Origin of the sequence: Polycladomyces zharkentensis (assembly GCF_016938855.1) — a bacterium.
Classification (GTDB): Bacteria; Bacillota; Bacilli; order Thermoactinomycetales; family JIR-001; genus Polycladomyces; species Polycladomyces zharkentensis.
The window spans coordinates 147,210-168,143 of sequence record NZ_JAFHAP010000005.1 but is presented as its reverse complement, the minus strand read 5'-3'; the positions used below and the strand labels follow the sequence as shown (position 1 = coordinate 168,143).

The 20,934-nt window shown below is 52.6% G+C and carries 20 protein-coding genes and 2 pseudogenes; 7 read left to right on the top strand and 15 right to left on the bottom strand.

Annotated features, from left to right (window positions below):
- Positions 1 to 207 precede the first annotated feature (207 nt).
- The 3 genes and pseudogenes from JQC72_RS05300 to JQC72_RS05295 all read right to left on the bottom strand — a co-directional run bounded on the left by JQC72_RS05300 (position 208) and on the right by JQC72_RS05295 (position 3,438).
- On the bottom strand, positions 208 to 1,770 hold the full coding sequence (locus tag JQC72_RS05300; protein WP_335342400.1) for a terpene cyclase/mutase family protein: 1,563 nt from the start codon (positions 1,768 to 1,770) through the stop codon (positions 208 to 210).
- A 104-nt stretch (positions 1,771 to 1,874) separates the two neighbouring features.
- Positions 1,875 to 2,090 (bottom strand): annotated as a pseudogene (locus JQC72_RS16715) (squalene--hopene cyclase); the annotation flags it as partial.
- Positions 2,091 to 2,418: 328 nt separating this feature from the next.
- Positions 2,419 to 3,438: an NADH:flavin oxidoreductase/NADH oxidase gene (locus tag JQC72_RS05295; RefSeq protein WP_205493494.1), complete on the bottom strand. Its 1,020-nt coding sequence runs from the start codon at positions 3,436 to 3,438 to the stop codon at positions 2,419 to 2,421.
- Between the two features lie 493 nt (positions 3,439 to 3,931).
- On the opposite strand from JQC72_RS05295, the gene JQC72_RS05290 reads away from it, so the two are divergent.
- Complete coding sequence (locus JQC72_RS05290) at positions 3,932 to 4,867, top strand: cation diffusion facilitator family transporter (RefSeq protein WP_205493492.1); 936 nt, start codon at positions 3,932 to 3,934, stop codon at positions 4,865 to 4,867.
- A gap of 350 nt (positions 4,868 to 5,217) precedes the next feature.
- Here the strand turns inward: JQC72_RS05290 and JQC72_RS05285 are convergent, their stop codons facing one another.
- Positions 5,218 to 5,901, bottom strand: coding sequence for a serine/threonine protein kinase (locus tag JQC72_RS05285; protein WP_205493490.1), 684 nt, complete (start codon positions 5,899 to 5,901; stop codon positions 5,218 to 5,220).
- A gap of 146 nt (positions 5,902 to 6,047) precedes the next feature.
- Here JQC72_RS05285 and JQC72_RS05280 point away from each other — a divergent pair, with 146 nt between their 5' ends.
- Positions 6,048 to 6,434, top strand: a complete 387-nt coding sequence (locus JQC72_RS05280; RefSeq protein ID WP_205493489.1) for a DUF3054 domain-containing protein — start codon at positions 6,048 to 6,050, stop codon at positions 6,432 to 6,434.
- Here the strand turns inward: JQC72_RS05280 and cbiB are convergent.
- Together cbiB and JQC72_RS05270 are read right to left on the bottom strand one after the other, a co-directional pair.
- Positions 6,406 to 7,395, bottom strand: a complete 990-nt coding sequence (cbiB, locus tag JQC72_RS05275; protein WP_205493488.1) for an adenosylcobinamide-phosphate synthase CbiB — start codon at positions 7,393 to 7,395, stop codon at positions 6,406 to 6,408. The two genes, JQC72_RS05280 and cbiB, sit on opposite strands and share 29 nt — an antisense overlap.
- A complete protein-coding gene (locus JQC72_RS05270) occupies positions 7,392 to 8,075 on the bottom strand; it encodes an adenosylcobinamide amidohydrolase (protein WP_205493487.1) in 684 nt (227 codons plus the stop codon). Before JQC72_RS05270 ends, cbiB begins: the two co-directional genes overlap by 4 nt.
- A gap of 67 nt (positions 8,076 to 8,142) precedes the next feature.
- On the opposite strand from JQC72_RS05270, the gene JQC72_RS05265 reads away from it, so the two are divergent.
- Positions 8,143 to 8,328, top strand: coding sequence for a hypothetical protein (locus tag JQC72_RS05265; protein WP_205493486.1), 186 nt, complete (start codon positions 8,143 to 8,145; stop codon positions 8,326 to 8,328).
- 121 nt (positions 8,329 to 8,449) lie between these two features.
- Here the strand turns inward: JQC72_RS05265 and bacA are convergent, their stop codons facing one another.
- Positions 8,450 to 9,265: an undecaprenyl-diphosphate phosphatase gene (gene bacA / locus JQC72_RS05260; protein ID WP_205493485.1), complete on the bottom strand. Its 816-nt coding sequence runs from the start codon at positions 9,263 to 9,265 to the stop codon at positions 8,450 to 8,452.
- A gap of 431 nt (positions 9,266 to 9,696) precedes the next feature.
- Here bacA and thiM point away from each other — a divergent pair, with 431 nt between their 5' ends.
- From thiM to JQC72_RS05245, 3 genes are all read left to right on the top strand, one after another.
- Positions 9,697 to 10,515, top strand: coding sequence for a hydroxyethylthiazole kinase (thiM, locus tag JQC72_RS05255; protein WP_205493484.1), 819 nt, complete (start codon positions 9,697 to 9,699; stop codon positions 10,513 to 10,515).
- A 1,105-nt stretch (positions 10,516 to 11,620) separates the two neighbouring features.
- Positions 11,621 to 12,016, top strand: a complete 396-nt coding sequence (locus JQC72_RS05250; protein WP_205493483.1) for a hypothetical protein — start codon at positions 11,621 to 11,623, stop codon at positions 12,014 to 12,016.
- Positions 12,017 to 12,462: 446 nt separating this feature from the next.
- Complete coding sequence (locus JQC72_RS05245; protein ID WP_205493482.1) at positions 12,463 to 13,311, top strand: glycerophosphodiester phosphodiesterase; 849 nt, start codon at positions 12,463 to 12,465, stop codon at positions 13,309 to 13,311.
- Positions 13,312 to 13,455: 144 nt separating this feature from the next.
- On the opposite strand, the gene JQC72_RS05240 is transcribed toward JQC72_RS05245, so the two are convergent.
- Positions 13,456 to 14,235, bottom strand: a complete 780-nt coding sequence (locus JQC72_RS05240) for an ABC transporter permease (protein ID WP_205493480.1) — start codon at positions 14,233 to 14,235, stop codon at positions 13,456 to 13,458.
- On the bottom strand, positions 14,214 to 15,155 hold the full coding sequence (locus tag JQC72_RS05235; RefSeq protein ID WP_205493478.1) for an ABC transporter ATP-binding protein: 942 nt from the start codon (positions 15,153 to 15,155) through the stop codon (positions 14,214 to 14,216). The genes JQC72_RS05240 and JQC72_RS05235 overlap by 22 nt, the downstream gene beginning before the upstream one ends.
- A gap of 130 nt (positions 15,156 to 15,285) precedes the next feature.
- Here JQC72_RS05235 and JQC72_RS05230 point away from each other — a divergent pair, with 130 nt between their 5' ends.
- The gene (locus tag JQC72_RS05230; protein WP_205493476.1) at positions 15,286 to 15,744 is read left to right on the top strand and encodes an SgrR family transcriptional regulator; all 459 of its coding nucleotides are present in this window, start codon (positions 15,286 to 15,288) and stop codon (positions 15,742 to 15,744) included.
- 19 nt (positions 15,745 to 15,763) lie between these two features.
- On the opposite strand, the gene JQC72_RS05225 is transcribed toward JQC72_RS05230, so the two are convergent.
- The 6 genes and pseudogenes from JQC72_RS05225 to cobD all read right to left on the bottom strand — a co-directional run bounded on the left by JQC72_RS05225 (position 15,764) and on the right by cobD (position 20,816).
- Positions 15,764 to 15,973 carry a hypothetical protein gene (locus JQC72_RS05225; RefSeq protein WP_205493474.1) on the bottom strand — a complete coding sequence of 70 codons (210 nt, stop codon included), beginning with the start codon at positions 15,971 to 15,973 and terminating at the stop codon, positions 15,764 to 15,766.
- Positions 15,974 to 17,157: 1,184 nt separating this feature from the next.
- Positions 17,158 to 17,842 (bottom strand): annotated as a pseudogene (gene nfi / locus JQC72_RS05220) (deoxyribonuclease V).
- Positions 17,827 to 18,420 (bottom strand): histidine phosphatase family protein, encoded by a 594-nt coding sequence (locus tag JQC72_RS05215; protein ID WP_205493472.1) that lies wholly within the window; start codon positions 18,418 to 18,420, stop codon positions 17,827 to 17,829. Before JQC72_RS05215 ends, nfi begins: the two are co-directional and overlap by 16 nt.
- Positions 18,421 to 18,424: 4 nt before the next feature.
- Entirely contained in the window at positions 18,425 to 19,153 is a 729-nt protein-coding gene (gene cobS, locus JQC72_RS05210; RefSeq protein WP_205493470.1) for an adenosylcobinamide-GDP ribazoletransferase, read from the bottom strand.
- Positions 19,150 to 19,689: a bifunctional adenosylcobinamide kinase/adenosylcobinamide-phosphate guanylyltransferase gene (gene cobU / locus JQC72_RS05205; RefSeq protein WP_205493468.1), complete on the bottom strand. Its 540-nt coding sequence runs from the start codon at positions 19,687 to 19,689 to the stop codon at positions 19,150 to 19,152. The genes cobS and cobU overlap by 4 nt, the downstream gene beginning before the upstream one ends.
- Positions 19,686 to 20,816, bottom strand: a complete 1,131-nt coding sequence (gene cobD / locus JQC72_RS05200; protein WP_205493465.1) for a threonine-phosphate decarboxylase CobD — start codon at positions 20,814 to 20,816, stop codon at positions 19,686 to 19,688. Before cobD ends, cobU begins: the two co-directional genes overlap by 4 nt.
- Between the last annotated feature and the right edge of the window lie 118 nt (positions 20,817 to 20,934).

Here is a 20,934-nt window from a genome sequence, read left to right as displayed (position 1 = left end):
CGCAGGACGCGGACAAGGATGCTCCACGGGGATTTTGCCCGTGATTCCATACCTGCGCTTTCCGGGTCTTCGATTTGGCCGGGTTTAGGTCCACCTGGGAAACGGCCAGACACACCCCAATCTGGTATATCCATAGGCGGCAACATGTTTCCGGGCAAGCGCCCTGGACACTTTCACATTTCGATCCGCTACGGACTTCTCCTGTCGTCAATTGTCGACATCACCGTATTTGTTTCGGTAATGGGACAAGGCCAACAACGGCCATATGTAGCCATAACTGTGATAATGAATGTAAAATTGCCCCGCCAAACCGGCACCTGTCGGGTATCGGAAAACGCGGGGATCTTTCTTTTCCAGCAGATCCAGCAGACAGCGGACGCCCGCCTTGATCTCCGGCGTCGGTCGGTCGTGTACTGCAATCAGTGCATCAAGGGCCCACGCCGTCTGGGAAGGCGTGCTGAAGGGAAGCGGTACATATCGCCGCTCCCGATCACTCCGACAGGATTCCCCCCAGCCGCCGTCCGGACGTTGCACGCGCAACAGCCAACGAACGCCCCGTCGCACTGTCGGGTGACGCAGATCCCATCCCGCTGCAGCCAAACCGGTCAATGCCGCCCACGTTCCATACACGTACGCAATTCCCCAACGGCCGAACCACGATCCGTCCCGCTGCTGTTGTTCCACCAACCAGGCGGCAGCTCTCCTGATCACCGGATGACGGCGATCCAAACCCGTGTAACGGCACACGCACTCCAGTGTTCGGCCTGTCAGGTCGGCCGTGGACGGATCGGTCCACACCGTTCGCGCGTCGTGAAACGGCAACAACCACTGCGGCCATTTCTTGTCCGTATTTTTTTCAAACGCCGACCAGCCGCCGTCCCGGTTTTGCATGGAAATCATCCAGGTCATGCCGCGATCCCACGCCGACTGATATTTGCCTCCCCATAGACATGCGGCGGGTGTCAAGGCACGCAAACACGCCGACGTGTCGTCCATATCCGGATTCAGGGTGTTGAGATCGGAAAATCCCCATCCTCCCGCGGGCACGCCCGGATTTCTCAGTTCCCAGTCCGACCGTTTCGTCTGTTGACGGGACAACAGATATCGGAGACTTTGACCGATGGCGGGATGATCCGGTTTCAAACCGCTTTCCAGCAATGCGTGTGTGATCAGGGACGTATCCCACACCGTGGAAGTGGTTTCCTGCAGATGAAGACCTTCGGCCAGCGGACAGACAAAAGACCGCAATCCCCGCAACGCTCGCACCATAACCGGATGATCCTTGGGATAGCCCAGCGCCAATAAAGCAAACACCATCAAAAACGTGGACGTGAAGTAACTGTACAGCGTGCCGTCCGGCTCCAACCGTTCAAGCATAAACGTCTCCGCCCATTTTAACGCAGCCTCGCGTCTGGAGAATACCCGTGATGTTCCGACGGGTAAAGACGAGAATGCGCTGTTCACCCACTCGTTCAACGGCGAATCCGACAGAATGAAGGGAATATCGTTCGGTTTCGGCTCCTCCCAACCGGACAGATCGGGGCGTTCCGGAAGACAGGCTGCATACTTCCGATCCGCCGCCACCAGTATGGGCACCACATGCACACGGGTAAATCCGACAAAGTCAAACAGATTGACGGGAAACCACGGGGGCAGCAGCAAAAATTCCACAGGCACCTTGGGATATCGATCCCAAGAGAGATGTCCCAACAGCGACAGCACCACTTGGGTAAGTGACCCTGCATATCGCAAGCCACCGCAGTGCCGCACGTATTCACGCGCCCGTCTCGCGGCCGGGTTCCCTTTTTGCCAGACACCGCCAAACTGGCATCCACCGTCGACGAAAGATTCCCTTCACTCTCATCCTCAAACACCCGCCAGATCCCGTCATTGTCCTGCCTGGCCAAAATCCGCTCCACCAATCCCTGTTCCAGTCGTTGATCCCGCATTTCCAACAACTTCATCAGCAAGATCATGTAGGCATCGGTCATTACGCCGCTTTCAAAACAAAAGGACCATCGGCCGTCGGATTTCTGACACCGTAACAGGGTTTCACGCAAACGATCGATCGTCGCCTCCACCCGTTCCATCAAAGGCATGCCTCTCCCCCTCCGTTCTTTCTCCTGCTACCTAACACCTTATTCAGCCGGGGAGAAAAAAAGAAAAGAGGCTACTACAAAGTGGTTGGAGTACCGCGGTTCCGGGTGAACCGATTTTCCGTCGCGTGCGGAGGGGAGAAGGGAAATCGGAGCTCGCGCGACTTTGTCAACGGAGATTCCACAGAAAAAGCCGGGTTCACCCTTGAAAAGGGTTTGACCCGGCCAAGATGATCGGTCGAGTCACGCGGGCACCCATTCCCGTTTTTGCGCCGGCACCCGCTTCTCATGAGGAGGGTGTTTCCCACTGACGGACCTTTCCTTAAAACGCCCGCGCATACTGCTTGGGCAACACGTGAGACTGTCCCAACGCCAACGCTGCGTTATTGGCCCAATACGGATCACGCAGCATGGCCCTTCCAACAGCCACCATATCGGCTTGCTCGTTTTGCAACACCATTTCCGCCACTTTCGGGTCATCCAAACCGCCGACGGCGATCACCGGCACTCCCACCGCTTCCCGAATGGCGGCGGCAAACGGTACCTGGTAACCCGGTACACCCGTTTTGATCGGCGGAGCCACAGGGCTTTCGCCTCCACTGCTTACGTCGAACGCATCCACCCCCAGCTCGTGGAACAGACGGCAACGCTCGATCGTATCTTCCAAAGTGTACCCGCCTTCCGTATATTCCACGGCCGACAGTCTCATCAAGAGCGGCATGTCGTCGGGAATCCGTCGGCGAACTGTCTGAATCACCTCGGCGGCAAACCGTTCCGGTTCTCCGTATTCGTCCGTACGACGGTTGGAAAGCTTGGACAAAAATTGATGGATCAAATACCCATGAGCACCATGCAATTCGATCGTATCGACTCCGGCGGCCACTGCCCGTTCCGCGGCCTTTCCGAACGCCTCCACCAATTCTTTCACTTCTTCGGTGGTCAACTCGTGCGGGACACGAAAACGCTCCGAAAACGGAATGGCCGATGGTGCCTGGGGACGAAGGCTTTCCGACTCCGCCTTCCGACCTGCGTGTGCGATTTGGATACCGACTTTGGCTCCGTATTGGTGACATGCTTCCACGATCCGCCGGAACGACGGAATATGTTCATCCGACCAGATACCCAAGTCCCTGTCGGTGATTCGACCGTCCGGATGCACGTCCGTCATTTCGATCATGATCAGGCCTGTTCCACCGACAGCCCGGGAGACGTAGTGAACGTAATGCCATTCGTTGGGATGACCGTCCAGAGTGTCCACGCTGTACTGACACATCGGAGACATCATGATGCGGTTTTTGACCGTCATGCCTCGCAATGTGATGGGATCGAACAAACCCGCCATCTTTTCTTCCACTCCTCCATCGTGAAGTGCCGTTCCTCATTTATGATAACAAATTCATCATCATAAAGTAAAGCAAATTGTAAAAAGTAAGTTGTTATGGATGAATCAGGGGATGTTTCCCTTGATTCAGAGATGGATGGCAATCCTCCCATTTTGATTCCCTTTTTTCCACCTCCACATTCCTGTTCGCATACAATACCCCTGGGATCGTGATGATTCCCCCATTTGCGGAAAACCGAGCCGGAATCTCACCATGCAATCCGTGCAATGACAAGGTGAATACGGGTTATGGATGTTGAATTCCGCGAAAGTTGAGGCTTTGGAGGCTCAACATGAGAGGTGATGCAGGCTGATCGCCAGTCCATCCAGACAAATCCGCAAATGAAAATCATTTGTATGATCCATAGAACGTTCACTTGAAGTTTGTGAAAAGAAAGTGTACGATTATAACAGATACTTGATGATAATTATTCTAATTAAGGCGGGGAATGATGTGAAAGCTTATGATTACCACCACCTGAATCACGTAAAAGAACGGCAATCATCAACGAAAACATTATGGATCACCCTGTTGCTGACTTTATTTTTCACGGTCGTAGAGATTGTGGGTGGTTTGTTATCCCATTCTCTCGCTCTATTGTCCGATTCTGCTCACATGATTTCGGACGTTCTCGCTTTGGGCTTGAGTCTGACCGCCAGCTACCTGGCAACACGGAACCCCAATCGGAAATACACTTTCGGTTTCCTTCGTTTTGAGATTATCGCTTCATTCCTCAACGGACTGGCACTCGTCGTGATTGCCATCGGAATATTCATTGAGAGCATACACCGATTGATTCAGCCGCGAGACATTCACATGCAGCTGATGCTGATCATCGCTACGGTGGGATTGTTCGTAAACATTGTTCTCACCATCATTCTAAGTCGCAGCTCCAAGAAAGAAGAAAATTTGAACATCAAAAGTGCACTCTGGCACTTTATCGGCGACTTGCTCAGCTCCGTCGGGATTATTGTTTCTTCCGTTTTGATATACCTTACCGGTTATTACATTTTTGATCCGTTGATCAGTATGATCATCGGCGGGATCATTTTCTATGGAGGTTCAAAGATTATCCGAGAATCCTACCTGATTTTGATGGAAGCTGTGCCTGAGAAGTTTGATCTTGATTCAATCCGCCAAGAAATCAGCAAGGTGGAAGGGGTAAAGGACGTCCATGAATTGCATTTGTGGGCTGTCTCCACGGATCATTACTCCCTGACGGCACATGTTTTCATTCACGAAGATGTTCAACCGTTTGAAGTGATCCAAGCAATCAATCACATACTCAAAGAAAAATATGGGATCGAGCATTCGACCATTCAAATTGAACATCCGGCCATTCATGATCATGGAGATTACGGAAAACAGTTTTTGACGGTGAAATGCTAAAAACAACCCTTTGCCTTGACCTGACAACGGTCATTTCTGACAGGAAAATACCCATCCGCATCGATCGTGCGAACTTACTCCTGATATGACCGCCTGTGATCGCCATCGACTGCTGAAACAGCCGGAGTATAATTTAAAATAATTTTAATATTCAGATCATATGTGGAACGATGCAGACAACATTGATCACAGATACGCCCAAACCTGGTCCGTGTCATGCCTCGGGCAACACCACTCCCATCAAGCATACGTCAAGCAGACCCGATGGGTCTGCTTGACAAAGCTTCGCGGAAAGGTATCCACCGGACATGCACCTGGTTGGTGCTCTCCACTCACATAAGGCCATTCCCTCAATGTTTCATCCATTTTTTCAACAGGACGTTCAACAATTGCCGACCAAATTCCTGTACGGAAAAATCCCCGGCCCCTTGTTGCACATAGTAGGCCCGTTTTACCATCTCCAGCATCCAAACCGGGATCTTCTTTCCCGCAATATACGGATAGAACAAATGATAGGATTGAACCAAATGGTCCCAACGTCCGTCATTGCCCGGTTTCACATACTCGGACACGTCAATGATTTTGGCGTGACCATCCTGCAACAGCACGTTTTTCAGATGGATATCGCGTGGATTCAAGCCGACACTGCGTGCGTACTGACGGGCTTCCTCCACTTCATCGATGATGCTTTCGGGGATGTTCACGCCTTGGACCAGACAATCATACAAGGTCATGCCTTCCTCGTAGCTCAACACAAGATATCGGTCTCCCGCACCGTGGCACACAGCAAAGTAAGGGGAGCCGTCCAGTCGTTGATATGCTCGATATTCGTCCTCTTTGGCGTCCGCCCGTTCCTTTGCGTATACCTTGAACACGATATCCGGGTATTCCGGGTGTCGCACGACCACCGCATCCGTACCAACGCCGATCAATTCCAACGGCGGCGGCAAAAACTTGACAGTGACGGGCTCATTTTCCGGGTTGTATTGCAAGTCGATTTTCTCTAACAGCGGTTCAACCGGTTTCCAGAACATCCAGGCCCTCCTCGTTGGTTGAAAGCTCGCGTTTTGTCGCGACGACATATCTTTGATCCCGCAGGCCGCCGCCTTCTTTTTCGGTCGCATCGGTCCAACCTTCCCCATCTTTCGGTTATACTGAGACAGGGGAAAGGAGTGATACGATGCAAAAAAGCAAATCTATCATCAGTCTGATCATCGGTGATCTGTTGGTATTGGTGCTGTTTACCGTGATCGGCCGAATCAGTCATAACCTGCCTTTGTCCGTCGGTGCAGTCCTTTGGACCACGTTTCCATTTGCACTGGCTTGGCTGGTGATCGCCCCGTTGACGGGGCTGTACCGCCCGGACATTCAGACCCGTTTTCTTTCCGTAACCTGGCGCACAGGGCTGGCGGTGTTGGTCGCCGCACCGTTGGGTTCATATTTGCGCGGCATTCTTCTCGGGCACCATATCATTTTCATTTTTTACGTGATCACGACGGTCACGCTGCTGTTGATGATATGGTTGTGGAGATGGGGGTTTACTTGGTGGCAACATCGATCCCGATGATGACGACTGCCAGCATCCAGACAAACAACCCCGTCGTCCAATACAATACACGGATGGATTGGCAAATATGACGCGGATGCAACGCCTCCGTCGGATCGCCCAAATACGCCCGGTGAGAAGGCACGCCTCGATACCAATTGGTTCCACCCAACCGGATGTGCAAGCCGCCGGCCATCGCAGCCTCGGGTATGCCGCTGTTGGGGCTGGGATGCCGATGTGCATCTCTCTTTATTATTTGCCAAGCGTTACGCCCATCCAAACGTAAAACCCACATGGCAGCCAACATGGGCCAAACGGTCAAGCGGGCCGGCAACCAATTGGCGAGATCGTCAAGCCGGGCGGAAGCCCATCCCAAATGCAGATACCGCTCATCCCGATACCCGACCATGGCGTCCAGCGTGTTGACCGCCCGGTACGCCATCGCCAACGGGGCACCGCCGATCGCCGCAAAAAACAACGGCGCCGTCACCGCGTCCACGATATTTTCGGCGATCGTCTCCACCCCTCCCCGCACGATTTCCGTTTCATCCAACCGCTCGGTGTCCCTGCCCACCACCATGGATAACGCGCGCCTGGCTTCTCTCAGATCACCTTTGACCAGCGGCGACCAGATCGCCCTGCCCGCGTCCGCCAATCCTTTCGTGGCGATGGTGATGGCGACCAACACGGTTTCCACTCCCCACCCCAACCATGGGTGGACGGCATCAGCCGATATCACCAACAACCAAGTGACGGCAAACGCTCCCCCCGCCACCACGACCGGTAATACGGTCCCCAAGAGACGTGTGCGTATCGGTGTAAGTTTCCCCTTTTCTTTCCATCTGCCCATGATGCGCCGCAACATCTTTTCGGTGGCCGTGATCGCTTTTCCCATACCGACGACGGGATGCGGCAGCCAGCGGGGATCACCGACCAACCGGTCCAATATGTACGCGACCAGCAACATCCATGCAGTCATCATCCGCCCAACGCCTCAATCACCGCGCGGTATACAGCTTGTCCGACCGCCTGTCCCAGAGGAGTGGCCAATCCGGCATAATGATGCACCACGCCGTCCACGATACGCTGGGAAACCGCCACCGCCACCACATCGGTCGTCGTTCCCGTCGCCTGATCTCCGTCCCTGTCCGTCACGCCCAGTACCTGCAATGCAGCCGTTTTCGCTTCGGTCGCCGTTATCACCGCGTTGACCATGGCGGCTTCGGTCAGCCTGCCGTCCACCAACAGCAGGATATTGATCGTTCCCGGTGACGGCACATCCGTATAAACAGTCCCCGGTTTGCCCGCCCGTGCCGCATTGCTCACCCCCGCCGTCACCACGGCCGTCACCGTCACCCCTGTTTCCGACCGCTTCACCACAGCGGCCCGGTCGGTCCATGCCGCTGTCAACAGGGTAACGGTCCGCTCGGCATCAAATCCGTGATCCGCCATCCACTCTTTTGTCTCACGGATGGGATCCGCCTCACAATATCCCTTCGGAACGTGCCGATTCACCAAATGGTTGGTCCGGCGCCAGCCGCCGTTGACCGGCGCGTTGCTGAGCACACACCACTCCCGCTCCATCCTCACAGCCACATAATCGGCTCCGATACGATAGGAGACACCGTTTTCCGTCCATTGTCGTATCTGCGTCGAATGCATGTCAACCCTCCGGGTTCCGCTTGGTTCTTTTTCTATCATATCGAAAATGGGAAAGGAAAACGATGGGATGATGAAAAAAGGAAAACCTGTTGGATCAACCCAACAGGTTTTTTTCGATACTGTGAACTACATCGCCATTGAAATGGCGAGCTTCTCGCTTCATCTGGCGCAGTGCCCTGCATCCATCCACGAAGGCACGTCCCATGCCTGGTTTGGTTTCGTTTACCGAGTTTTCGCTCAGATATCGTTTTAAGTGTTTCCGCACTCCATGTCAGTATTATATTGTTGCTCCAAGCATCCCCGCAAGGGGGATACCGAGCAACGCTCGCTTTCATCTGCCCCATTGAAATGGGGAGGATTCTCACTCGCTTATCCTAAAGGACAAGCAGCCCGTACACCACCGCAACGGCGAAACGGTAGAGGGCAAACGGGGTCAGCTTCACCTTGTCGATCAGCTTGAGGAAGTATTTGATTGCCAACATCGCCACCACAAACGCTGTCACAAAACCTGTGATGAACAACGGCAGATCATGAACGGACAGCTTGTCCCAGCTTTCATACAAATCTTTGGCCGAAGCGGCCACCATCATGGGTACGGCGAGAATAAACGTGAACTCCGAAGCGGTTTTGTGGTTCATGCCCACCAACAATCCGCCCGAAATCGTCGAACCCGACCGCGAAAATCCGGGCCACAGGGCCAAACATTGAAACAAGCCGACCGTAAATGCCTGTCCGTATGTAACCTGATCCAGACTGGTGGCTTTGGGACGCGCCCGGCGGAACAACTCCGCGATGATCATGATCACCCCGCCGGCAACCAAGCCGATCAGTACGGTATTGGCAGTAAATAAATTCTCTTTGATGTAATCATGGAATAATCCGCCCACGATCACGGCGGGAATCATCCCGCACAGGATGTGAAGAGCGTTGAGATGGCCCTTTTCCCCATTCGTCCCTTCTTCCGGCAATTTGTACAACCCCACGATGCTGAGGATTCTCTTCCAGAAGACCACCACAACAGCCAAAATCGATCCAAGCTGAACGACCACTTCAAACGTGGAAGCACGATCTGTCCCTTGAAATTTGAGTAAATGACCGACCAGAATCATGTGACCGGTGGAAGAAACGGGTGCAAACTCCGTCAACCCTTCCACCATGCCCAAGATAAGACCGATGATGATGTCCGGCATGTGGTTTCAACTCCATGTTCTTATTCTTGATGACGGCGTTTCCATTGGTTTTTCCAGCCCATACCAGAACCGATCCCCGCACCACCCTTTCGTTTTCCGAAACTGTGTCCAAAGCGGTTTGTTTCCAATGAGGTGTGTCAGAGAAAACCCATTGTCAGGATGGTCTCTTCCCTCTCGCTTCCATTTTATTTCATACAAAGCGCTCTCGGGATAGACCGCCCTTCCCACAGGTTACAAACCGGACACACCTGTCATCTGTACCTAACGCCTATTGTAGCAAAGTGTTTCACCGCCACTCCATATCCGGGACACACTGTTCAAAAAACCGAAACGGAGTTCGTGATGACAAGATTTCCAACGCCCGCCCCTGCCTACTCCGATGATCTGTTAGAATAGCGATGTACAGTTTTCGTCCGTAAGGGGGACTTATAATGAACATTCTGCCATTCGCGCAACTGTTGAACCGGGTGAGGGAAATGCGCCCGTTGGTCCATCATATCACCAACACGGTGACGATCAACGATTGTGCCAATATCACCCTGCACACCGGCGGTGCTCCCGTCATGGCGCACGCACCGGAAGAAGTGGAGGATATGGTAGGGTTGGCATCCTCCCTGGTGCTGAACATCGGCACGTTGACGACGCTTCAGGTGGAGGCCATGCTGTTGGCGGGGAAACAGGCAAACCGCCGCGGCATCCCCGTGGTGTTGGACCCGGTGGGTGCCGGTGCGACCCGTTTTCGAACAGAAAGTGTTCACCGCATTTTGGAAGAGGTTCAAGTGACCATCGTGAAGGGGAATGCGGCGGAAATCGCCACATTGGCCGGGGAACAGGCCGAAGTACGCGGTGTGGACGCCGGAGAAGTGGCCGCTGATCCGATTCAGGCGGCTCAATCGTTGGCCAGACAACTGAACTCCGTGGTGGTGGTGACGGGGAAAACAGACATCATCACCGACGGAACCCGAACAGCTTGCGTCGACAACGGGCACCACATGATGGGGTGCATCACCGGAACCGGCTGTATGGGTGCCTCCGTTCTCGGGTGTTTTGCCCCGGTCGTTGACGATCCTTGGATCGCTGCTGTCGCCGGCGTCACCGCCTACACGATCGCGGGAGAGATCGGCGGGGAACAGGCGGACGGACCAGGCAGTTTCAAATGGCGGTTTTTCAATGCGATGGCCGGGCTGAACGCTGAAAAGATCGCGGAGAAAGCGAAAATCAGAAAGATCTCTCCCTCACCGAAACCTTGAGGGGATTCAAACCCTGTCAGTGGTCGCGGCAGTGGGAATCTGAAAAGAGGCCAACACATCCTCCCGCCGTTCGTTTTCCTATTCGGGAAAGTGCCCTTCCAGCACATACTCCTTAACCTTTCATTGTTTCATCGTTGGCGCGTTATTCCGTGCCTTTTTTCTGTTACGAGTTCGGATATGGATGGTTTAAAAGGTGATTGAACTTCACAATTCCATCCTTTCTTCATTTGTTTATTAAAAAATTTTACCCCTATTGATCAGGAGGGAACTATTGTTTTACTTCATTTTTAAAAGTACGCCAACCCATGGCACCTCTATACTATAAAAAAGTGACCCCGAAAGCTTGCCGTCCCACGGGTCACTTTTTTCGTGATGTTACGACGTGAACGACGACTTGTATCACCTGTACGGTCGTTGCGATAACCTGCAACACCATTGATAGCAAAGCGATCGTTTCCGCCACATTCATCATCTCCCCTTTCTCCGCCGGATGCCGAAGAAAGGAACGCGATCCGCTCCTCAGACTCCTTCTGCACAATCATCCCACACGAACGACGTTGAGGGGCATAGGCTTCCGCAGTCTTCAGGAAAGCATGGATTCCACAAGTAGCGGAGAACGTGAAGATTAACGGAACAATCTCGTTCTGTTGCCGGCGATTTTTTTACGCCAGCTAGTGGAATGAGTTCCGTGATAGACAAATTTAATCGATGAACCCAGTTCACCAACAACCAACGTCCCGCCGCGAAACATTTCCGCGATCATTTCGGACTCACCGATAAGATCCTCTCATTCCCGGAAAGCCTTCTCAATCCTACGCGACGATTTTTCCGCGGCTTTCATCAGCTTTAGCCCGTCCTCCAGCCCTTCAACATTAATTCGACACAACCACTTCGCCCGCTTTGACAGAGCGTTTATTTTCGCTCATCTTTTGCGTGACCTCCTCGAATAAGATTAACACCCCAAAGGCGCTTCGCTTATGTATCGGCATGATGTCAACACTTTTTACGATAAATCAATTTAATCACACGAAACCCATAAAAATCCTTCAATGAAAGAGAAGTACCATAAATACGAATAAGCTTTCGGGAACAGGGAGGAGTTATGATGAAAAAAGCAATTGTGCTTTTGGCTTGCTTGTTTCTGGTTGGATGCCAGATCAAAGTCGAAAATCTTTTATCCAATGAGGGGCATGTTGATTTCGGAACAGGATATAACGATTCTGGCATTACCGGTAAAACGAATATATTCAACAAAAATCATGATATATTTATCGAGATCAACACTTTAAACGAATTTGGCACGAATAAGCTGACCATCACTACCTATATGTCAGATAAAAATGGAAACGAAGAAATGATTTCTCGTGAATCAGTAAATGTAGATCCAAGTTGGAGTAAGTTTTGGTCTGGGTTTTCTAATCCAAATGGATCGGGAAAATATATCGTAAGAGTATATAAAGGTGAAGACAAGATAGCTGAAGGCAGTTTTCAAATAAAATAAACCCAATTCGATTCGTTCATCCCTTGCCATGCGCTCATCCCTCCTCGCGGGTGGACCCACGAATGATCATGATGATTTGTTTTTTGCTTGTCTCTGTGCTGATTCGTCTTGGATCTTTTGATCGGCCCAAACCACTTACCCCAGAAGAGATTCAACAGTTTATCAAACATATACTAATCCCTCTTTTACATTTGACTGATATAGTTTGAAATTGAAGCAGGGAGAAGAATCAGTTCCCGAGTTATCACGATCCCGTTTCGGCAGAACTGAACTTCGCATAATGTTTGGAACAGAATGAAGAGGATGCAGCACGAATGGTGAAAACATACCGAATCTTCCTATCAAAAGCCGGGACAGTTTGCGCATATTGTCAAGTATCCTTTTTACATGGTTGAAACCGATTCTCCTTTGTGATTTAGAAGATTTATATATAAGGAGGCGTATCCATGTTTCACTTCGGAAAGAAGTTGCTCATCGTTACAACACTGTTTGTTGGTTTGTTTATTTCCCAAGCAACGGCGGCCTTGGCCGCTTCTGGCGGGATGCCTGACGAGAATGCGGACAAAGTGATAACGGTTGCCCATCGCGGCGCTTCTGGATATGCGCCGGAAAACACGATGGCCGCATTTGAAAAAGCAGTAGAGATGAAAGCAGACTACATTGAGCTGGATGTACAGTTAAGCAAAGACGGTCATTTGGTAGTGATTCATGATACCACTGTCGACCGTACTACGGACGGTACCGGCAAAGTGGGTAACCTGACATTGGAAGAGCTGCGCAAACTGGATGCCGGCAGCTACTTTGGCCCGGAATTTGCGGGTGAACGTATTCCCACGCTCGAAGAGGTTTTAGATGCTTTCCGCGGTAAAACAGGGATTTTAATCGAAATGAAAGCTCCTCATCTCTATCCCGGCATTGAGCAAAAAGTGGCGGATGCGCTGGCGGAGCGAAATTTGGACAAACCGAAAAACGGGAAGATCATCGTTCAGTCGTTCGACTTCCATTCACTGAAAAAATTTCACAATATCCTTCCGGATGTACCGATCGGGGTTTTGACTTCAGGCGCCAGCCATCTTACTGATCACATGCTGCAAGAATTTAAAGCCTATGCCGACTATGTCAATCCTCATTTGTCATATGTCAATAAAGATTTGGTGAATCGCATCCATGCGCTGGATATGGGGATCATGGCTTGGACGGTCCGCGATCAGTCCCAAGTCGCACCTCTACTGGAGGCCGGGGTGGATGGCATTATTACCGATTATCCCGATTATGTTCCCCGCCACAAGGATTGATTGAATCAATCATGTGTAAACATGAATAAGGCGCACCTGTGTGGCCCCACGAAGCCTGGACAGCCCGGGGCTTGATGTTAGCCAAGCCCCGGGGGAGTTTCAAACCGAGAATAAGCCCCAAGTCTCCTATCCCCTCCCGCCCCATCATACCGAAACATCCTTTTTCGTAAAAACCAACCAGGCGATCAGATGAAACAACAAGAAATAAGCCGCCAGCACCGTAAGGGAGAAACCAAGAGACATACCCGGAAAGTGCGTACCCGTGTCAACGACGTATGAGGTCAGGTCCAAGTTGGCAAACAACAGATATTTCCCCCAGCTCCATCCCCACAACTTCATGATTTCCGCCAAGACGGACCCGGAGAACAGCAAAAAAATGGACAAACCGACGGACAGGGTGCTGCTGCGCGACACCGCGGAAAGCATAAAGGCGAGTGTGGCCATCATGATCACTTCCACCGCATACAGCACGTATACCGTCCCCAGGTGCTTGAAAACGGTGATAATCCGTTCCGGATCGAGCGTCAATCGGAAAAAGACCATACCAAACAGCAACGAACCGATCAACAGTACTGCCATGCAGACAAAAATCCACCACAATACGGCCATATATTTGGACAGCAGGATTTTGGTTCGTCCGACGGGGCGGATGAGGAGCATTTTTACTGTTCCCCATGCAAATTCACTGGACACGATGTCCCCCGCAATCACCACGGCAAACAACTGCACGCCAAACAGCAGGTGAGTGCATTTGACGGCAAACTCCCACATATCCAGGGTAGAACCTGCCACGGTGACCATCCATCTCATGGCGAACGCCATGATAAAAAGCATAAGGATCAACAACCCCATCATGATCACTGTTCGCGTCCGCTCCATGATTTTCATGTTTTCGTTTCGTGTCAGTCGCCATAACGAGACCACGATTCATCCCCTTCCGTCATTTCCAAAAACCGATCTTCCAGCGTTTGTTCCACTTTGTCGATTCCGAAAACGCGGACGCCCATCAGTGCCAACTGCCTGTTCAATTCCGCAATCTCTTCCTTTTGCAACCGGATTTCAAACCCGAGAGGCAGTTCCTCCCATTCGCGTTCCCAACCCAATCGGCGTAAAATCAACGGGAGGGGTTCTGTCCGATCCACCTCAAATCGTACCCGGATCAATCCCTCATGGTGAACCATTTCATTCACCCGGCGAACATCGATCAGCTTTCCGCGCTGAATGATCGCCACCCGATCACACATCAGCTCCATTTCGGACAACAAATGACTCGACACCACCACGGCCGTTCCTTCCGTTTTGACCAGACGGCGCAAATAATCGCGCAGTTCGCGAATGCCGGCCGGGTCCAACCCATTGGTCGGCTCGTCCAGGATCAACACAGAAGGTCGGTGCAATATTGCCTGGGCCACGCCGAGACGCTGCCGCATTCCCAGAGAATAAGTTTTGACCGGATCGTGAATGGCCTCCTCCAGCTTCACCAATAAGATCGCTTCATGGATGCGTTCTTCGTCCACGCCCGGCACCATGCGGGCAAAATGAACCAAATTTTTGTATCCCGACAGAAACTTGTAGAATTCCGGATTTTCCACGATGGCTCCCACATGTTGGATTGCCTGCTCGAATTGGGTTCGTACGCTGAAGCCATGAATGCGGATATCTCCTTGGCTGGGAGCAATCAGTCCCGTCATCATGCGGATCAGCGTTGTTTTCCCGGCACCGTTGGGTCCCAAAAGTCCGAGCACTTCCCCCGGATATACGTCCAGCGAAACGGATTGGACGATCGTTCGGCGACCGATTTGTTTGCTCAGGTTGCGAATCTCCATCACAGGAGTGACTGTCATGAATGCCCTCCATTCTTTCTGCGTATACACCACTTCTTCTAAAAAATATTGTATGGTTCCCTTAAAAGAAAAAAAGGGACATTGACAACGCAAAATGTCCCTGTTTTATACTAAGGTCGGGGGTATGACGATGAGAATCCTGGAGCAGTACATTGAAGTGCGCCTGAAATACAGTGAAGTGGCAGACCATCAATCGTTCTACGTGAGCCTGGAGGAACTGGCGGAAACATGGTATTGTACGGTACGCAATGCGAAACGCATCCTCGACAAATTGGAAGACGAGGGGCTGATCTATTGGAAATCGGGCGGGGGACGGGGAAAACGTTCCAAATTGCAGTTCAAGCGCCCCCTGCAGGAAGTGATCCCTCCCTATTTCCGCATGTTGGTGAAACAGGGGGCTTTCAAAGAGGCCGTTCGACTGATCAAGCGAAAAGGCGTCCCCGCCGACATACGCCAATCCTGTTATGCATACATGATGAAAGAACTGAGCTTCCCCATGATCAATTGGAGTGAACCGTTCCGGACGTTGACGCCCACCATGGTCGCCACGAATACAGGGAGATGGTTTTTTGTAAAGGGAGACAAATGATCAAGAATACGGGTCTTCTCTAAAGGATATTGAATATGCAAACACCCAACCACATCACCATCGAACCGGCAATCATGTACAGCACAATCATGGCCGTTTCAAATCCAACACCTTCACTCACAATCTCTCTTTTTCCCGGCACATAGCGAAGTGGAACTTTTTCTCCAATCTTGGGGCGCCTGATGGGGGCCAACAACAGCTTTTGACACTCCACACGGCTAAAGTACACAGATACTATCTTTGGTCGCCGTGGGATTCTTGAGTAGTTAACGCCCTCATTCCATTTCTGCTTCGGGCAACCCTCAAGCTAAGGGGTGTGTCATCACCCCGTCCCATATAGTTCTGCGCCACTGGGCACATGTACCCACATGGGCGGCATACCTGCGACCAACGGAAGTGCCCGTGGTATTACCAGTACGCTAGTTCCTTTTTCCCACTCTCATGGTTTTACCCAGTGGGAGAGATGAGTTCGTCACTGGAACACCATACCATGACGTCCACAGGAATAAACCCACTACCAGTGGAATGAGCACCGCTCATACGTTCGATTATACAGAAAATTGGTTGTTCTTACCATCCCCAAAAGGAGATGCCGAGCAACGCCACCTTTCATCCCACGATTGAAACCATGGGCTTTCAGACGGCTTTTTCTGTAAATCCGTTCCTCCCCCCTTAATCGATGAATCGGAACGTTGGGAGATAAACGACGGATTTGACACCATCTTCGACGTGATCCTTCGCTTCCAGGTCAATCATTTCTCCTGTTACCTCCACGCCATATTTGCGGAAATGGAACAAGACCCCCTGACTTGCCCCACACGGTGAAACACCATAGGCACTCACTTTGGGGTGCCGGGCTTTCATCTGGCGTAGCTGCCCACATCCATACACGATGGCTTAGGCCAAGCCGTGATTTTCATTCTGCGAGTTGTTGCTCGTATCGTAGTTTTCAGTGTTTTGGAATTTCTCGGATCGATTGAATAAAATTCTGCCGGACTTGAGCAAGGAACAAAGCCCTTCCGCATCCGACGCTCGCTTTCATCGCAAACCTGAAGGGTTGGGTTTTCCCTCCCGCGCTTTATAAATCGCATTAGTATCCACGCCAAAAAAACAAGTAAAACGGCATTTCCTCAATACAAGTCATTATCAGATGACGGGCCTCTTATTCCAACTATTCTATTTTCGGCCTAAAAGGGCCGATATTCTCATATTTGAGAATCACTTTCCGTCACTCTTCTCTTTTTGGTCCAGTTCACTGGTATTCTTCACAACTTTTACTGACGGATCTATCTAAAAGAAAAGATGCTGCAAACACCCGGCATCCGATTTGCTGATATTGGAAAATCCGGCTTGTTGTATTGATTTTCCGTTTGGGAGGCAACAGCACCAGATTGAAAACCGAGCGAATATGACTCATCTAGTGAATCGTTTCTTCGCCCAAGCTCTGACGAGTTGATCTGCCATTCGTGTGGTTTCGGGCAGACGGTACCGGGGGGATAGTCGAAGAATCCAGTCACAAGCGGTGGGCAAGGATATTACGGTGACCGATGGAAACGTAGACGGGCTTGATGTTGTCCTGCGTCCGCAATGCATATCCGATCACTTCATCCCTGTCAACCAGAGGGACGCGGTCCCCCCGGGTTTTCCCCGGTTCTGCCGCTACCCCCGTCAGGATCGTTTTACCGCAACCGATCGCGGGCACGTCAAACATCACTCCCAAGTGACAAGCCAAACCGAACCGTCGGGGATGGGCGATCCCATGTCCGTCGCAGACGATCAAATCCGGAGTGGTATTCAACCGTTTCAATGCTTTCACGATGGAGGGCAATTCCCGAAACGAAAACAATCCGGGCATGTAGGGAAACGACACCTGCTCCTCCGCCACGGCGGTTTCAACCACCTGGAGCGAATGTGCATCCAATACAACTACGGCGGCCAATTGCTTATCCGTTTTTGGATCGCAGGCGGCATCCACTCCGGCCACGTACCGGACATCATCCAGTTGGTCCGTTTTGATCACTTGAGCCGACAGACTGCGCTGAAGCCGCTCCGCTTCGCCTGGAGCGAGATCCCACGTATGCATCATGACGGGTTCCATGATTCTTCCTCCCATCCGTCTTCCCTTCGGCGAACGACCCACACTCCACCGTGCCGCAGCGAAAAATCCCACAGTGCACGCGGATTCCGTTTCACCCACTTCGCATAAAACAGGCGAATCGGACCTGCATGGGCAACCGCCACTACCGTATCCCCGCGTCCGTGACGAACAGCCAACGTTTCCAGCCACCGGCTGATGCGTTGTTCCATCTGCTGCAAACATTCGCCGCCGGGCGGCGACACATGCCAGGGATCATCGTACCACCGTCGCAAATATGCCTCCCCATGCGCCGCAATCTCGTCGTATGTTCGCCCTTCCCATTCTCCGAAGGCACATTCACGCAACAAAGGCGTGATCGCAAGCGGCACTGACGGATGATGAGCGGCAATCATGGATGCTGTTTCTTTCGAGCGACACAAATCACTGGTGTAGATCGCCGACACCCGTTCCCGCGACAGCCGTTCCGTCATACGCGCCTGTTGTCTCCCCTGTTTGTTGAGCGGATCATCCCAATGGCCGACATACCGCCCCTGCCGGTTGCCCTCCGTCTCTCCGTGACGCACCCAGATCAGCCGCACGCCCTCACCTCCAGACGCAGAAAGCGATCAACACCGCCGCCTCCGCCACTTCCACGATCGCGCCGTACACGTCACCCGTCAATCCGCCAATCTTGTGAACAACCCGCCGCGCCATCCACACCGTCACCACCAGGGTGACTGCCAATGTCAATACGGCAAGCCAACCGCTTGCCACCGTAAGCAGGATGATGCCGAATGCCCACGCCCCGGCCACCCGCCACCCTGTTAGTGCCGCTTTCAACTGGGAGCCAATCCCGTCTTGCCGAACATACGGCCAGAAATACAAGGCCGACAGAATCGCCATCCTGCCGGCCACGGGAGCGGAAAACAGCGCAATGGTGGCGAAAAAGCTCAAATCATGAACCGCCGCCACTTTCACCAATACCACAAACAATGCAGCCAAAACGCCCATCGCACCGATCCGGCTGTCCTTCATGATGGCCAGAGTTTGTTCCCGGTCCCGATTGGCTCCCATCCCGTCTGCTGTATCCATCAATCCGTCCAGATGAAGGCCCCCTGTCAGTCGCACCCACATCCCCACGACCAGCACAGCGCGAACCCAAGGCGACAACCACGACGCCGTCAACCAGTTGAACCCGACGAGGCACAATCCAATCACGCCGCCCACCGCAGGGTAGAACGCGGGACTCGTTCTCCATCCGTCCGGATGCAGCCAACGAACGGGGACGGGGATGCGCGTCAAAAAGGCCAATGCGGACCAAAACCCTTTCATCCCTTCAACCTCCAGGGAATCCCCGAAACCACCATCCACACTTCATCGGCGAATCGGGCAGTGAGTTGATTGACTCTCCCCAACGCCTCCTGAAACAACCGTCCCATCGGTGACAGGGCCACACCGCCCCATCCTGTTTCATCCGTGACAATCACCGTTTTTTGTTGTCCAAAACAGGGAAGGAGCCGGTTCCATTCCGTTTCCAGCTCTTCAGGCAATCGGCGAAATCTCTCCCGGTCCGATTCATCGACATCCATCACCCGGTTGGCCACCCATGCGGAAAGAGAGTCTATCAGCACGATGTCGTAGGGTTCGGAATGGGACAGCCATTTTTCTGGTTCCAGCGGTTCCTCGATCAATCCCCAATGATGCGGGCGACGTTGGCGATGCAGCTCCACTCTCGCCCGCATCTCTTCATCCCGGGGCGCTCCCCCCGTGGCGACGTAGAGGACGCGCCCTCCCCACGACCGGCAGACCTCTTCCGCGAAGGCGCTTTTACCGGAACGAACCCCACCGGTCACCATCACCACGCTCACGAAGAAGCCGCCTCCTCAGTCGGTTCCAGACATTGTTGCAAGGCCTTCACCAACCGTTCATGATCTTCGTCGGTACGCACAGCCACCCGGAAATAACGCTCGTCCAAACCGGGGAAATCAGCGCAGTTGCGAATCAGAATACCCTGCCGTCCCAAGTGTTCCTGCAACCATGACGCTGTTTTCCCCTCCCGTTCGAGACGAACCAGGAGGTAGTTGGTTTCGCTGGGATACACTTTCAACTCCGGAATCCGGCTCAACCGCATGCGCAAAGACATCCGCGCCTTTTGCACCCAATCCCGCACCTTCTGTTCATACTCCTGATCCTGAAGGGCCGCTTCGCCAAGCACTTGCGCGACCGCATTGACGCTCCATGGGATCTGACGTTGTTCCAACCGTTTGACCCACTTGGGACTGGCCACCGCATAGCCGAGGCGAATCCCTGCCAACGCATAGAATTTGGTGAGAGAGCGGAGCAGGATCACGCTCGGGTGCGACTCGATCCGACCGATTAACGACATACTCTCCCCGTCGGGGATGAAATCGAGAAACGCTTCATCCACCACCAGTACCGTCTGGCAACGTACCGCTTCTTCGGCCACCTGTTTCAGTTCGTTGAAGGCAATGCGAAGCCCGGTCGGGTTATTGGGATAGCCCAGAAAGATCAGATCGGTTTTTCGAACCAGTTCGCAAAGGCGTTCAACCGGAGGCAAAAAATGACTTTCTTCTTCCCCATAGAGCGGGACAATCTCGATGTTACGCTTTTTGGCACTGCTGGTATAAGCCGAAAATGCGGGATAAACGATCCCGACAGTCGACGGCTGCACCACATCCAGAATCAGCTCGATCAGCTCGGCGGCACCGTTGCCAAGGGCGATCCGGGTCGGAGTCAAGTTGTGCCGCTCCGCCAACAATGCCTTCAACCTGCGCGACCGGGGATCAGGGTATTGTGTGATCACCGGCAATCCTTCCATTTCCATCATTTCTGTCAAAGCCCGCTTCACCGACGGCGGAGGACCGAAAGGGACGATGTTGGCACTGAAATCCAGGAACGAATGAGGATCACGTCCGAACAACTCGGATGCTGTCACTCTGTCGCCGCCATGACCGTAACGTTCCAATCGGGACAAACTGATCCCCTCCCCAAACTTTGTTCATTCGCCAAAAAGCAGGGCCTGATGCCCTGCCTGAGAAACTCATGACTCCCGTGGTGTCAAAAGACACAGCTGACAAAGCATTTTCACCACA

Coding starts and splice junctions, on each gene's coding strand:
- JQC72_RS05295 (WP_205493494.1), bottom strand. CDS start 3,438: ATGGCGGGTTTGTTCGATCCCATCACATTGCGAGGCATGACGGTCAAA.
- JQC72_RS05285 (WP_205493490.1), bottom strand. CDS start 5,901: ATGTTCTGGAAACCGGTTGAACCGCTGTTAGAGAAAATCGACTTGCAA.
- JQC72_RS05280 (WP_205493489.1), top strand. CDS start 6,048: ATGCAAAAAAGCAAATCTATCATCAGTCTGATCATCGGTGATCTGTTG.
- cbiB (WP_205493488.1), bottom strand. CDS start 7,395: ATGATGACTGCATGGATGTTGCTGGTCGCGTACATATTGGACCGGTTG.
- JQC72_RS05270 (WP_205493487.1), bottom strand. CDS start 8,075: ATGCATTCGACGCAGATACGACAATGGACGGAAAACGGTGTCTCCTAT.
- JQC72_RS05265 (WP_205493486.1), top strand. CDS start 8,143: ATGATGAAAAAAGGAAAACCTGTTGGATCAACCCAACAGGTTTTTTTC.
- bacA (WP_205493485.1), bottom strand. CDS start 9,265: ATGCCGGACATCATCATCGGTCTTATCTTGGGCATGGTGGAAGGGTTG.
- thiM (WP_205493484.1), top strand. CDS start 9,697: ATGAACATTCTGCCATTCGCGCAACTGTTGAACCGGGTGAGGGAAATG.
- JQC72_RS05250 (WP_205493483.1), top strand. CDS start 11,621: ATGAAAAAAGCAATTGTGCTTTTGGCTTGCTTGTTTCTGGTTGGATGC.
- JQC72_RS05245 (WP_205493482.1), top strand. CDS start 12,463: ATGTTTCACTTCGGAAAGAAGTTGCTCATCGTTACAACACTGTTTGTT.
- JQC72_RS05235 (WP_205493478.1), bottom strand. CDS start 15,155: ATGACAGTCACTCCTGTGATGGAGATTCGCAACCTGAGCAAACAAATC.
- JQC72_RS05230 (WP_205493476.1), top strand. CDS start 15,286: ATGAGAATCCTGGAGCAGTACATTGAAGTGCGCCTGAAATACAGTGAA.
- cobS (WP_205493470.1), bottom strand. CDS start 19,153: ATGAAAGGGTTTTGGTCCGCATTGGCCTTTTTGACGCGCATCCCCGTC.